12 protein-coding genes are annotated in these 13,610 nt (G+C 63.3%); 5 read left to right on the forward strand and 7 right to left on the reverse strand.

The window, feature by feature from the left end; translation table 11 throughout:
• The first annotated feature begins 247 nt into the window (after positions 1-247).
• Entirely contained in the window at positions 248-913 is a 666-nt protein-coding gene (locus EOA16_RS04095; RefSeq protein WP_127255726.1) for a hypothetical protein, read from the forward strand.
• Positions 914-1,068: 155 nt separating this feature from the next.
• Here EOA16_RS04095 and EOA16_RS04100 read toward each other — a convergent pair whose 3' ends face one another.
• From EOA16_RS04100 to EOA16_RS04110, 3 genes are all read right to left on the reverse strand, one after another.
• Positions 1,069-1,218, reverse strand: a complete 150-nt coding sequence (locus EOA16_RS04100; RefSeq protein ID WP_010910556.1) for a hypothetical protein — start codon at positions 1,216-1,218, stop codon at positions 1,069-1,071.
• Between the two features lie 770 nt (positions 1,219-1,988).
• On the reverse strand, positions 1,989-2,336 hold the full coding sequence (locus EOA16_RS04105; protein ID WP_127255728.1) for a DUF2934 domain-containing protein: 348 nt from the start codon (positions 2,334-2,336) through the stop codon (positions 1,989-1,991).
• Positions 2,337-2,425: 89 nt separating this feature from the next.
• Complete coding sequence (locus EOA16_RS04110; protein ID WP_127255730.1) at positions 2,426-3,037, reverse strand: BA14K family protein; 612 nt, start codon at positions 3,035-3,037, stop codon at positions 2,426-2,428.
• Between the two features lie 259 nt (positions 3,038-3,296).
• Here EOA16_RS04110 and EOA16_RS04115 point away from each other — a divergent pair, with 259 nt between their 5' ends.
• Genes EOA16_RS04115 through EOA16_RS04125 form a run of 3 tightly spaced genes read left to right on the forward strand, consistent with a single transcriptional unit; the run spans position 3,297 to position 8,562 of the window.
• A complete protein-coding gene (locus EOA16_RS04115; protein ID WP_127255732.1) occupies positions 3,297-7,421 on the forward strand; it encodes a Pls/PosA family non-ribosomal peptide synthetase in 4,125 nt (1,374 codons plus the stop codon).
• A gap of 26 nt (positions 7,422-7,447) precedes the next feature.
• The gene (locus tag EOA16_RS04120) at positions 7,448-7,921 is read left to right on the forward strand and encodes a GNAT family N-acetyltransferase (RefSeq protein WP_164754105.1); all 474 of its coding nucleotides are present in this window, start codon (positions 7,448-7,450) and stop codon (positions 7,919-7,921) included.
• The gene (locus EOA16_RS04125) at positions 7,918-8,562 is read left to right on the forward strand and encodes a 4'-phosphopantetheinyl transferase superfamily protein (RefSeq protein WP_127255734.1); all 645 of its coding nucleotides are present in this window, start codon (positions 7,918-7,920) and stop codon (positions 8,560-8,562) included. Before EOA16_RS04120 ends, EOA16_RS04125 begins: the two co-directional genes overlap by 4 nt.
• 2 nt (positions 8,563-8,564) lie before the next feature.
• On the opposite strand, the gene EOA16_RS04130 is transcribed toward EOA16_RS04125, so the two are convergent.
• Positions 8,565-9,677 carry a KamA family radical SAM protein gene (locus EOA16_RS04130; protein WP_127255736.1) on the reverse strand — a complete coding sequence of 371 codons (1,113 nt, stop codon included), beginning with the start codon at positions 9,675-9,677 and terminating at the stop codon, positions 8,565-8,567.
• A 161-nt stretch (positions 9,678-9,838) separates the two neighbouring features.
• Between EOA16_RS04130 and EOA16_RS04135 the strand changes: the two genes are divergently transcribed.
• Positions 9,839-10,774: a hypothetical protein gene (locus EOA16_RS04135; RefSeq protein WP_127255738.1), complete on the forward strand. Its 936-nt coding sequence runs from the start codon at positions 9,839-9,841 to the stop codon at positions 10,772-10,774.
• 29 nt (positions 10,775-10,803) lie between these two features.
• On the opposite strand, the gene EOA16_RS04140 is transcribed toward EOA16_RS04135, so the two are convergent.
• The 3 genes from EOA16_RS04140 to EOA16_RS04150 all read right to left on the reverse strand — a co-directional run bounded on the left by EOA16_RS04140 (position 10,804) and on the right by EOA16_RS04150 (position 13,585).
• The gene (locus EOA16_RS04140) at positions 10,804-12,360 is read right to left on the reverse strand and encodes a serine hydrolase (protein WP_127255740.1); all 1,557 of its coding nucleotides are present in this window, start codon (positions 12,358-12,360) and stop codon (positions 10,804-10,806) included.
• 155 nt (positions 12,361-12,515) lie between these two features.
• Positions 12,516-13,406, reverse strand: a complete 891-nt coding sequence (locus EOA16_RS04145) for an NmrA family NAD(P)-binding protein (RefSeq protein WP_127255742.1) — start codon at positions 13,404-13,406, stop codon at positions 12,516-12,518.
• Positions 13,403-13,585 carry a DUF1127 domain-containing protein gene (locus EOA16_RS04150; RefSeq protein ID WP_127255744.1) on the reverse strand — a complete coding sequence of 61 codons (183 nt, stop codon included), beginning with the start codon at positions 13,583-13,585 and terminating at the stop codon, positions 13,403-13,405. The genes EOA16_RS04145 and EOA16_RS04150 overlap by 4 nt, the downstream gene beginning before the upstream one ends.
• Positions 13,586-13,610 lie beyond the last annotated feature (25 nt).

Genomic DNA, 13,610 nt, shown 5'->3' on the forward strand with positions numbered 1-13,610 from the left:
ACGAATAGAAGTGAGTGGCAGGCAGGGACGCCGCCGGTAAAGCCGAACCGACAGATTGAATATACAAAGAGGCGCGAAGCTGCATTATAGGAAGGTGGCCAAAATCGACGTTCGGGAGTCTGGCTTGGGCCACCGGATAGAACGAAGGCCATTCATCATTCGATAATCACTGGATAAATATTAATTTAGTTTGACAAGAAGCCGATGTTAAGTTCACTTTTTCACTTTGTTATTCATTGAGGTATGCATGTCAGTTCTGGACATTCCGCTCCGCAAAATTCTACAATTATTTTATGCGCCGCCACCGCTACGGCGTTCAATTTTGAAAGAGGACATTAGACTTGACCGCAGAAAGGAAAAAGGAGGAAGTAGAAGCAAAGGCGGCGACTTTTACCTACCTTTTTGGTCCGATGTAAAGAAGCACATTGTGGGGGACGCTGATCTTTCGGAAATGACCGACGACCGCATCCGATCAAATAGGAATTTTACGCGACTATACCCGCTCTTGAAAGACGGAGTAATCGACTTGCTTAGCGCGAAGCTGCGCTGGTCGAATGAACCCGTTGAAATAGTACCTAAGAGCGTCCACGGGAACCTCCAATTTGGGGACATAGGGGGTATCGTTCGTATACGCGACGCCCTGCATGCCCGCGTGAGAGGAGAATATACGCGTGTTGTATACCCTTATTTCAGCGAGGAGCCCGCGCTCCCTGAGGAGGGCGGTAGGTTGGGCTTGTGGGCGATGCAGCAAGCTCTAGCCGAACCTGACCCAAATGACATGCGCGTTATCGACATTCTTCGTCGGACGTTCTTCTCGCCGCAAACAACTCCATTAAGGGGGAATGAGGGGATAGTGTTCCGAGAAAATTACATTTCAATAATCACCGAATGGGAGCGCCTGAAGATCGATTAACACGTTGCCACGGTTCGCATCTATGAACGGCAAAAAGCCGACCTGTACGGCAGAAACGGGCGCATGTGCTGCCTTTGTACTTAGTGGAATTAAGGCCAAACCGGTCACGGGGGGCGTGCGATGTATGTCTTCGCAGCCGCCAGCCCCTCGCCCCCTCAATGCCGTTTAAAATACTGCACCTCCTTCTCGTGCTTCTCCGCCGCCTCGCGCGTGTCGAACGTGCCCAAATTCCGCCTTTTCCCGGTCTTCTCGTCCTTCTTGCGCGAATACAGCCGGTATTTGCCGTCCTTGAGTTTCCGGATCATCTCGCTCTCCCTGGCTAGGATTTGGCTCTGATCAAGGTTTGCCCTTGAGGTCCGCGGTGCGGCCCGCCTGCCGACCAGCGCCTGCGCTCGTCGCCTGATATGCCGGCGCGCGCCGCCAGCTTCGTTTGCCGCCCATGATCATTCCTCCGGTTGCGTCAGGGATGAACGCCGTTCCAATCCGAATGATCCAAAAATTCCGTGATCGCGCGCACGAGGCGCGACTCGCACTGAGGTGGCCACCCTACGGCGCCCCCTCTGGCCTGCCGGCCTTGGTCGTTCGGGAAGCCAAGCAATTGGCTTTCCGTCCGCTACGCGGACCACTTCTCAACCCCCGCAAGTGGGGAGATTGGCAGCTTTGGTGCCGGCGTTTTTCTCGCAACGTTGAAAATTGGCGAAAGCACCGGCCAAAACGCAAAAACCCGCCTGTGCGGCGGGTCACTGGCGCAAATCAGCACCATAGCCAGAAATGTAGCATAACTGCCCTCACGGGTCAAGAAAAAATTCCTATCGACATCGACACAAGCTGCCCGCCGGACACATGCATTCCCAGGCCAGTGGCGCAATTGCAGTGGAGGCCGACATTCGAACGAAAGTAGATCCAGCTTAACGGAACATTAGTCATAGCTAATTGTTAACGTGTGCGGCAGGCGGTGCCCTCCATCGCCTGCCGAAGATCGGCCGTCCGATCGGCCCGCGTCCTCCGCCAGAGGCGCGGGCTTTCGGGCCGGGTGACAGCAATCCAGCCGGTATTTCCGTCCTTCAGCTTTCGATCATTTCGCTAGTCCCTCATCGGGGTTTCGCCGCCTTTTGGCCTTGAGGCTGCGGGCAGCTTGCTCCACCGCGGCGCGGTCGTTGCCCAGGCGGTCGATCAGCGCCTGTGCCTCGTCGCCCGATATGCCGGTGCGCACCGCCAGCGCCTCGACCTCAAGCACGTCGGTGCTGGCGATCTCGCCGGTTTCAGGCAGCGCGTCGTCCGCCGTCAGCGGCAGGGCCGCCTCGCGGTCGATCTCGGCCTCGGCCTGGTGCCAGTGCCGTTCGGGGTCGCCTTGCATGCGGCCTCCCCGTTCCCAGATCTGGTAGGCGCGCTCACGAATTCTGTCGTCCCGGTCGTCGCTCATGGTCAGTCCTCCTTCGGGTCAGGGTTGAACGCCGCGTCAATGCGAACGCTCCGGAAATCCGCGTGATCGGATCGTGCGGCGCGCGGGCTCTACTGGCATTGCCGTCTCGGCCCGCCGGAGTATGGCTGGTAGGAGTTGTCTTCCGGGCGATAGGAGCGGTAGCGGCTGAAGCAGGAATCGACATGGTCGGCCGAAAGTGCTTCGCCGCCATCGTCGGCAACGTAGACGCCCAGGCCGGCGCCGTTTTCGTCACCATCACCGGCAGCCGGCTGGGCGGGCTGACCGGCGGCTTCGAGATAGGGCGAGATGCAGCGGCGCAGCTGTCCGCTGAAGGAGAGATAGCTGTTGTCGTCCGGATGGTAGGAGCGATAGCGGCTGGCGCACCAGGCGAGATGCGGAGGCGGCAATTCGGTCGCCTCGGGCGCGATGGCGCCGGTGACCGTCGGGTCGGGCGGTGTTTCCTGCGGTTTGGCGGGGATGTCGGGCGGCGCGGGCTGGGCGGCCGGCAGGCGCTCGAGCCCTTGCCCCGCTTTGTTCACCGGCAGCGCTTTTTTGGTCCACAGCTCCGCCACGCTGACAGTGGTCGCCATCGTCTGGCCCGGCGGTTTTGCGGCGAGCAGCCAGGCGGCGAAGCCCAGTCCGCTGCCGAACACCGCAAGGGTCAGCACGAAGCCGCAGACCAGTCCCAAAACCGCTTTCACGTCACGCTCCTTAAGTCCCTGCTCATAGAATGCGGGGCCTCAAGGCTGGTTCCAGAAAAACGCCCAAGCGCACGCGCCGGCGCTGCCGCCGAGCGCGCCCGGCAGTGCCGCCAAGGGAGGCTCAAAGAGCGCCCAGACACAGTTCAGAAACAATATTCAACAGTTCGGAAAAACTGGCGAAAAGATCGGATGGCATAAGCATCCCACAACAACTGGAAAAATGGCCGTGCCGGGCAATGCCCGGCCTGGACGGGAAAGTATGGAAATGGATCACGGTGTCGATATCGCCGAACTGGACGCGGACCGACCGGGGCTGGAAAGCGGCCTGGCAGGTGTCGATGCGCCGGTAAAAACGGCCCCCGCAACAGCCAGGCCCAGGCAAATCCTGACGGGCGCCGACTTTGCCCGGCAAGGCCTGCCCGGCGAGCGGCTCGACACCGTCTTCGAACAGCTCGCCGAAATGTTCGCAGCGCTGCCCGCGGTGATCTCCGACGGGCGTGTCTGGACCTATCGTGAACTGGACAGCCGGGCCAACCAGTTCGCCCGCCTGCTGGTCAAGCGCGGCGTGCGGCCGGGCGACCGCGTCGGGCTCATCCTCGACCGCTCGGCGGAGACCTATGTCGCGCTGCTCGCCGTGATGAAGGCAGGCGCTGCCTTCGTGCCGCTGGCCACCGCGTTCCCCGAGGAGCGGATGGCGCTCATCATCGAAGACGCCGGCGTCAGCCTGATCGTCACCATCGCCGCCTATGCGTCGCGCGCCGGCCAGCTGCCGGTTCCGCATCTGCTGATCGACAGCGCTGCCGCCGAAATCTCCAGACAATCCGGCGCGTCGCTGAAGCTGAATGCGAAGGCCGCTTTATCAGACGACACCTGCTACATCCTCTACACCTCGGGCACGACCGGCAAGCCCAAGGGCGTCGTCATCAAGCACCAGAGTTTTGTCAATTTCATCCGCGTCGCCGCCGCCTCCTACGGCTACCGGCCGGGCGACCGCGTCTACCAGGGCATGACCATCGCCTTCGACTTTTCCTCCGAGGAGATCTGGGTGCCGTTCGTCGCCGGCGCGACGGTGGTGCCGGCGCCGGGCCAGATGCCGCTGGTGGGCGAGGAACTGGCCGATTTCCTGCGGCTCCATGACATCACCTGCATCGCCTGCAGCCCGACGCTGCTGTCGTCGATGACGTCGGATGTGCCCAGCCTGCGCACGCTTCTGGTCGGCGGCGAGGCCTGCCCGCACAATCTGGTGGTGCGCTGGTCGAAGCCGGGGCGGCAGATCCTCAACACCTATGGCCCGACCGAGGCGACCGTCACCGCCACAATGGGCGCGCTGACGCCTGACAGTCCCGTCACCATCGGCGCGCCGCTGCCGACCTACTCGATCGTCATTCTCGACGCTTCGCTGCCGCAGCTTGCCGAGCCCGGCGAACTGGGCGAGATCGGCATTGCCGGCATCGGCCTCGCGGTCGGCTATCTCAACAGGCCGGATCTGACCGAACAGAAATTCATCGCCGATTTCGTCGGCCTGCCGAACAACCCGTCGAAGCGCATCTACCGGACGGGTGACCTTGGCCGCATCAACGACCAAAGCGAGATCGAGTATGCCGGCCGCATCGACACCCAGGTGAAGATCCGCGGCTACCGCATCGAGCTCGGCGAGATCGAGGCGGTGCTTCTCGACCAGCCCGAAATCGCGCAGGCCGCCGTTACCACCTGGGAGATCGAGCCCGGCCGCGTCGAACTCGTCGCCTATTACGCCGCGAAGGCCGGCCAGCCGGCGATCTCACGAGCTGACCTCGCCAGGACGATGAAGCGGCGCCTGCCCGATTACATGGTGCCCTCCTATCTCGAGGAACTGCCGGCCATCCCGATGACGGTTTCCAACAAGGTGGATTTGCGCCAGCTGCCGAAGCCGACAAGCGTGCGGCTTTCGGGCGATCGCGCCATGGTGGCGCCCGGCAATGACGACGAGCGTTTCCTGGCCGAAGCATTGGCCGCGGTGCTGAAATTCGACGAAGTGTCCGTCGAGGACAATTTCTTCGACGATCTCGGCGCCAACTCCCTGCTGATGGCGCATTTCTGCGCGCGCCTGCGCACCAGGAAGGAATGGGCGACGGCCTCGATGCGCGACATCTACCTGCATCCGACCGTGGCGCGGCTCGCGCTTCATCTGGGCGTGGCGGACGAGATGACGACGGCCACCAACGAGCCCGTCCTCACCCGCCGAGCCTCGAACTTCGCCTACTGGACCTGCGGCGCCGCGCAACTGCTGTTCTACGCGCTCTACAGCTACGGCGCCCTGTGGGCGATCAACGGCGGCCTCAACTGGATGTATGACGCGCTCGACGATCCGCTGCAGCTGTATTTGCGCTGCGTGGGGCTTTCGGCCGCCGTGTTCTTCGGCATGTCGGGCTTTGCCGTCATCGCCAAATGGGTGCTGGTCGGCCGCTGGAAGGCGGAAGCGTTTCCCATCTGGGGCGTGCGCTACTTCCGCTTCTGGGTGGTCAAGACATTGATCCGCACCGCGCCCGTCGTTCTGTTCCGCGGCAGCCCGCTCTACAGCATCTACCTGCAGCTTCTCGGCACCAAGCTCGGCAAGAACGCCGTCATCGAATCGAAATCCGTGCCCGTCTGCACGGATCTCATCTCGATCGGCGCCAACACCATCCTGCGCAAGGAATCGATGATCCTCGGCTTCAGGGCGCAGTCCGGCTATATCCACACCGGGCCGCTGACCATCGGCCGCGATGCCTTCGTCGGCGTAGGCTCCACGCTCGACATCGACACCAGGATCGGCGACGGCGCGCAGCTCGGCCATTCGTCCTCGCTGCACCGCGGCCAAAGCATCCCCGACGGCGAACGCTGGCATGGGTCGCCGGCCGTGCCGACCACGGCGGATTATTGCAAGGTGCGCAATGTCGATCCGTCCAACATCCGGCGCTTCCTGTTCGAAGCGGTGCAGCTGATCGGCCTGTTTGCCATCGTCACCCCCTTGCCGCTGCTATTCCACAGCTACTGGGAAAACGTCGGCGACGACTACCAGGAGACCATCGGCGTCGTCGCGATCGGCACCACGGTCACGCTGTTCGGCTACCTGGCCGCATCCTTCCTGGCGGCGACGCTGGTGCCGCGCCTGGTCAGCCTGCTGTTGAAGCCCGGCCGCACCTACACGCTGTACGGCTTCCGCTACTGGCTGCAGACCGCCGCTGAATTCTCCAGCAACTCGCGCGTGCTCGGCCTGCTGGCCGGCGACAGCTCGGCCATCGTGCACTACATGCGAGCCATCGGCTGGAACCTCAACAAGGTGGTGCAGACCGGCTCCAACTTCGGCTCCAACCAGCAGCACGAAAACCCGCTTCTGTGCGAGATCGGCACCGAGACCATGGTGTCGGACGGGCTGTTCATGATCAACATGCACAAATCCGCCGCCGCCTTCAGGCTCGAGCCGACGAGGATCGGAGAGCGCAACTATCTCGGCAACAACATCTACTATCCGCCGGACGGCCGCACCGGCGACAACGTCCTGCTCGGCACCAAGGTGATGATCCCCATCGACGGGCCGCTGCGCGAGAATGTCGGGCTTCTCGGTTCGCCGACGTTTGAGATCCCGCGCATGGTGAACCGCGACAAGGAACTCATCGCCGGCATCGACGAGGACGACCGGCGCCGGCGCATCCCTTTGAAGAACCGCCACAACCTGGTGACGATCCTGCTGTTCGTGGCCACGCAATGGGTGATGCTGTTCGCCACGCTGGCGATCTGGGACCGGGCGCTGAACTACTACACCGAATGGGCGGAGGTTGCGCTGTTCGTCGCCGTGCTTTTGACGTCGGCGATCACCATTCCGTTCTACATCCTGGTCGAGCGGGCAAGCCTCGGTTTCGGCAGGCTGAAGCCGCAGATGACGACCATCTACGATGTCGCGTTCTGGCGCCATGAACGCCACTGGAAGCTGGCGGATTCGCCGATCGTGCGCCTGTTCGCCGGCACGCCGTTCCGGCCCATGATCCTGCGCCTGCTGGGCGTCAAGGTCGGCAGCCGTGTCTATGACGGCGGCAGCAATCTGACCGAACGCTCGCTGGTGGAGATCGGCGACGACGCCACCCTCAACGAGGGTTGCGTCATCCAGGCCCATTCGCTGGAAGAAGGTGCCTTCAAGTCCGACTTCATCCGCATCGGCAAGGGCTGCACGCTCGGACCCTCCGCCTTTGTCCATTACGGCGTCGTTATGGGTGAAGGCTCGGTGGTCGATGTCGACTCCTTCGTCATGAAGGGCGAAGAGCTGGAGCCCAACTCCATATGGCGTGGCAACCCGGCCAAGCTGCACCGCTTCGTCGAGCCGATCACCGACGATGGCTCCAAGGTATCGGCCAGGGCATCGGCTTGAAGAAGGGCGTCGGCTTGAAGAGGGGCATGGGCTTGAACACCGGAGACATCCGTCTCGTTGCCGTGACCGAGGCCAACCGGGCCCTGGTCACGGCCCTGGAACTCGCCCCGGAGCAGATGGATTTCGTCGCCGGCAATGCGGACTCGCTGGAAGAAGCCGGGACTGACGAAGACGCGCGGCCACGCGTCGTCATGGCAGGCGATCATGTCGTCGGCTTCCTGATGTACGAGGCTCCACCGGATGACGACGAGGCGCGCATCTACCGCTTCATGATCGACCGCGTTTTTCAAGGCAAAGGTTACGGCAAGGCCGCGTTGCGCGAAGTGCTGGGCGAAATCCAGGGGCTCAGCCACATAAGCCACGTCTCGATCTGCTACGAACCGGAGAACGATGCGGCGCGAAACCTCTATCGCAGCGCCGGTTTCGTCGAAGAAGGGCTCGACGAGGACGGAGAGATGATAGCCCATCTCGCTTTGCCGGTCCGGGCGCACAAGCCATGATGCGGCTGCCCGAGGAAATCGCCTTGGCCGAAGCGATCGCCGCCATCGCACCATCGGGTATCCGGATCGGATGCCGGATGATCCGCGACGGCGACGAGGCCCATCTGCTGCCTGGGGAAGCGCATTCCATCCCCGCGCGTCAGCCTGGCATGCGGCGCGCCAGCGGCGCGGCCCGGTGGATCGCGCACGGACTGCTGGCGGAGCTTGGCGTCGGCAACGTCGCCATCCTGCGCACGCCAGCGGGCGCGCCGGCCTGGCCCGACGGAATAATGGGTTCGCTCGCGCACGACGATGACATGGCCGTGGCAGCGATTGCACCGATTGGCGATATCGCCTCGCTCGGCATCGACGTCGAGCCCGCGCGGCCTCTCCCGGATGACATTTTGGCGCTCGTGACAACACCTGCGGACCGCACGGACGCAGCCGACCGGAATCTTGCCGGCCGCATCCTCTTTGCCGCCAAGGAAGCCGTCTACAAGGCCGTCTATCCGCTCGATCGCCAGGTGCTGGGTTATGAGGACATCACCGTCGACCTGAACGCAGGCCGCGCGACGACGAAGACGGGCCGCAAGGCCAGCCTCGCCTACTGCGTTGCCCCGCGCGTGGTCGTGCTGGCATTTGTCGATGGAGATGGGCGCTAGAGCTACTCGCCAACAATCTCCGTATATCCCTTCACCTCGCCATCCAGCCCGCGCAGCCGCCAGTTCTCGCCGTCCCGTCCCTCGACATGGCAAGGCCCGATCGGCACCTTGCCGCCGCCTTGCGGCAGGTCGAGCACATAGACGGGGTTGCAGATGCCCGACAGCCGCGCCCGCAGCGCTTCAGTCAGCGCCTGTCCCTGCGCAATCGTGGTGCGGCGGTGCGCCATGCCGCGCGCGAGGTCGCCATGGTGCAGGTAATAGGGTTTGACGCCGAGGCGGTACATCAGCTCGCGGCAGAGCTCCTCCAGCGCCTCGACGCTGTCATTGACACCCTTGAGCAGAACGCTCTGGTTGAGCAGCACGAAACCGGCCTGGCGCAGTGTGCGGCAGGCCACCTCGGTTGCGTCGGTGATCTCGCGCGCATGATTGAAATGGGTGACGACGGTGACCATCAGCCGGCCCTGCAGGGCGGCAACCAGTCCCGGCGTGATGCGCGACGGCAGCACCACCGGCACGCGCGTGTGGATGCGCAGCAGCCGCACATGCGCAATGGCTTCGATGCGCGCGAAGATTTCGGCCAGCGCCTTGTCGGGCAGCGACAGCGGATCGCCGCCGGTCAGGATCACCTCGCGGATCTCGGGATGGTCCGCGATATAGGCAAGCGCCGGCTCCAGCGCCTCGCGCGTATACCCGCGGCCGATCGCGGTCAGCGACTCCTTGCGAAAGCAGAACCGGCAATAGACCGCGCATTGATAGGTCGGGAACAACAGCACCCGGTCGGCATGGCGATGCGTCAATCGCGGCACCGGGCTGAAGTCATGGTCGGCGATCGGATCGTCGAGTTCGCCTTCCTGTTCCATCAATTCGTCCGGCGACGGAATGACCTGCGCCCGGATCGGGTCGGCGGGGTCGGTCCAGTCGATCAGGTCGAGATAGGCCTTTGGGATGCGAACCTTGTGGTTCGCCGCCGCGGCCTGGGCGGCTGCGCGCTCGGCTGGGGACAGCGGCAGGGACGCTAGATCGCGGACGTGGCGCACGCCGGCGCGGACTTCAGCCTGCCAGGCGGCGTCGGGGCCGGCGGTGGGTGCGGCGTGGAGTTTGGTGTCTGAAGTCATCGGAGTTTCTCGGGGGCAGTTTCTGGCGGAGCTATCGGCCGGATGGCCAGGCGGGTCAACCTTCTGGGGTGGTCGCCGCCATCAAATCCACCGCCCGCAAATCCGTAGGTATTTAGCCAAAATGGCACTATTCTGCGCAGTCCGGGCTTCAGGGAAAACGAATGGATTTCAGCACTGGCCATGGTTACCTGCTCATCGGCGGCCTCATCCTCGTCGGTACTGGGCTGCTCATCCTGTCGCTGATCGTCAATCTGCGCGTCGCCCACAGCGTGCGCGACGACGTGCGTCATCGCGAAAAGCTGCTGGAATATTACCGTAACATCTTCTCGCAGTTGGGCGTGATCCTGATCGGCATCGGCGTGTCGCTGTTCATCTTCTTTTTCCAGCAGAATTACCAAGACCAGCGCAGACGCGAAACGGATCTCCAGCAGGTTCTGGCCAAGCTGGCGGCGCGCATCGCTCGCGGCGCTCCCCTCGTCGAGTCACTTGGCGAATTCGACGGGCTGCTGGACGACGGCGGGGCCTACGTTAGTCCCGAACTTGGTGGAACCAACGCCGCCATCGGCGCGCAGGGAGCGGAGCTTGGCAAGCAGATCCGCGAAATCCTGCTGGTTGAGCGCGACGTCGACATCCGGGACTTCGACATCCTCAACCTGTCGCGCGATTTCGAGTCGTCGTTCGTCGTCAGCGAGCTCGATCCGGCGCTATGGTTCGACATCGTGCGCGACGAGAGCGAGATCAAATATGCCATCACCCAACTCACCCTCGATTACAAGGACCTGCAGGATGCGATCGGCGGCGAACCGGTCGAGGTTGCGATCGCCAATCCTGAAACCGAGCGCAAGATCAAGCACGAGGTGCTCGACATCTTCTATGACGCCGACCTCCTGCGCCAGCGCAGCAGGCGATTTCTCGGCCGTGCGTGCTGGCTTCTCAACCACGGACGCAGCTTTGTCGGTCTTGCACCGGTCGAAGCGATCGAAGCCGATGCGAGGTCGCACCAGGAATGGATCGACCGGGCGAAACCCTTGCTGACGCAGGCGAAGTCGGGCAGCGGCGATTGCTTCAAGCTGCTCCGATACGGCCCGGCATCATGAACTCCCGGCGGCACCGTTCGATTTGGAAGTCAGTCACCCACACGTTGCAGCGTGCCGAGATGATTGTCGTCGAGGAAACCTACGGTCATGGCCGACGCCTTGCCATCGGGGCCGACGACAAAACTTACACCCGAGGGGCTGTCCGGCGTCTCCGCGTCGGGGAAGGTCAGGAAAAGGTCACCGTCGAAATGCCTCAATGAATAGGACCGGCCAGCGGCCGGGCCTACCTTGAGCACAAGGTCGTCTCCCGCTTTCGACACAATCGCGTCGCCGATGAAGTCGTTGGCGTACCGGCCGGCATAGACACTGCCCGGCCCGGCTCGCCGTGACGGAGACGGCGGCGCGGCATAGGTGGCCTTGGCCGCCGCGACCGCCGGACCGAACAGGCCCGCATAGATATCATTCCACGCCGTGACCCAGTCCTTCTCGACCCTACCATCGAAGACGAGATCGGCGAAGCTGTCGGACAATCCCTCCGGCAGGCCAGTCGGAAAGGCGTTGGCGACGATGACTATGCCCAGCTTCTCCTTTGGGAAGACTGTCACCAGGGTACGCGCGCCGACGCTGAAGGCGCCGGCGTGGCCCCAGCTCAGGCCGTGTCGGCCGAATTCGACGTTCCAGCCGAGGCCGTAGAACGATGCGCCGCCGGAGACGGGATTGTTGCCGCGCGCTATCAGCGGAACATGCGTCTGGCTTAGCGCATCGGCGGCAATCAGTGTCTTGCCGGCATAAACGCCGTTGCCGAGAATGAGGCGCACCCATTGCGAGAGGTCACGTGCCGTAGAGCTGACGCCGCCGGCGGGCGCCTGCGCATCCGGATCGCGCTCTATCCTCGCGGCCCAGGCGCCATCGACCTTGACGTGAAGCGCGGCGCGGTTGGTTTGCTTGACGAAGTCTGAATGACGGGAACTGGTCGAGGCCATGCCAAGCGGACGGTAGAGCTTCTCCTCGGCGACCTCCTCCCAGGGCTTTCCCGTCGGTGTCGCGGCTGCCACGGCACCCTCTGTCAATCCGAAATTGCTGTAGGAATACTCGGCGCGAAAGCTCGACGATAGTGGCACGAACCGCAGGCGATGCAGGATCTCGACGCGGTCGTAGCCAATGTCCTCGAGGTCGTCTCCGGCGGTGCCCGGAAGGCCGCTGCGATGCGAAAACAGGTCACGGATGGTGAGCTGGCTTGCCGGATAAGGATCGGCCAGCCGGAAGGCCGGATCGAGATCGGCGATCTTCGAATCCCAGGACACGATCCTGTCGCTGACCAACGCCGCTACGACGGTGGTGGAAACCGGCTTGGAAAGGGAGGCGATCTGAAACACCGTGTCGGCATCGACGGTCTCAGGCTTGCCGGCCTCGCGATGCCCAAAACCCTTGAGGAAGATCACCTCGTCATCGCGCACGACGCCGATGGCGAGACCGGGTACGGCACCGTCCGCTACGGCAGCTTCGGCAAGCGCCTCGAGCTTCGACAGGGCAGCAGTGATGCGCTCGGGCGTGAGGGTATCGGCCAGCGCCGCGTGCGGCCAAAGCGCCGTTGCGGCGATGAAGACCCAAACCCTCCACTGACAGAGATTCCGATTCAGCCGCATGCACAAGCCTCCTCCCAGGAATTCACGTGGCCATGATACAGACCCGCACGGGTGAGGCCAGCCCTTCTCAGGCCACTCGCGCTGCGAGCCGGATGTTCGATCTCCTTCAACGGCCATGCCGACGACGTCAGCTTCAGCGACGCGCTCCCCTGATCCTACCGCCCAGCGGTGCCCGCCATCGCCACAAAGGCGCTCTCGATGGTCTCGAACGTCAGCTCCGGATAGAGCGCTCCGGCTTCCGGCGTGGCCGTCTCGAGCGCGGTCTCGCCGCGAATCCAGAACGCCCGCAGCAGTCCGAGCCACGGGGCTGATGCGATCTTCGCCTCCAACTCCGCCGCACTCTGGGGCACGATGCGCGGCGAGCGGCCGCTCGCCCGGCGCCACAGATCGATCATTTCGTTCTGGGTGATCTTGTTCTGGGCGATCCGGATTTCGCTGCGGACAGCATTGGGGTCGTTCAGCGCACGCATGGTGACCGCGGCGATGTCCTTTTCGCTGACGAACGTCGCCGGCACATTGCCGTTGCCATAAAGCGTCACCTCTTCGGGAGGCAAAGGCGACGAGCCGAAGCGCATCAGATCGCCCAGCGTCGTCACCCATGTCGAGAAGAAACCATTGGTGTAGATCACCGTATAGGGCAGATCGGCCTCCTTGATCGCGTCGAACACCGCTCGCTTGAGGTCGAGCGGCGGAATCGAGCCCGGTGCGGCGACGGCGAAGTCGAGGCCGAAGCCGGCGGAAGGCACGTAGCGGGAAACGCCGACATCCCTGAGCGCCCGCACCAGCGTCATCTCGCTGGCCGAATGCACATGCACCGAGGAGATGACGCGGTCCACCGCACTGGCGGCGCGAACAAGGCTGTCATAGTCGTCGAGATCGCCGACATGGATTTTGGCGCCGAGCTCCTTCAGCGAACGCAGCCGCTCTTCATTGCCGGCCGTTGCCGGACGAACCAGAACGTGCAGGCGATCGCCATTGCGGACGCTGGCTTTCGCCATCTCGCTGCCGAGCAGCCCCGTCGCGCCGATGATCAGGGTGCTGGTCATATCGCCCTCCCGTCGCGCAGGATGGCACCGTCCCAGTCGCGCTCCAGGCCGATGTCATGCAAACGATGGTCCGAGAAGCGTGAAACCCGGCGCAACGCACGCCGGCGCTCGACGGCTGCCGAGGTTCTAAGTGCAAGACCGCTCAACGCGGCACTGATGGATTCGAAGGTCGGGTTCATTGTCCGTCTCCTGTGTTTGCCCCAA

The organism is Mesorhizobium sp. M7A.F.Ca.US.008.03.1.1, assembly GCF_003997495.1.
Taxonomy (GTDB): Bacteria; Pseudomonadota; Alphaproteobacteria; order Rhizobiales; family Rhizobiaceae; genus Mesorhizobium.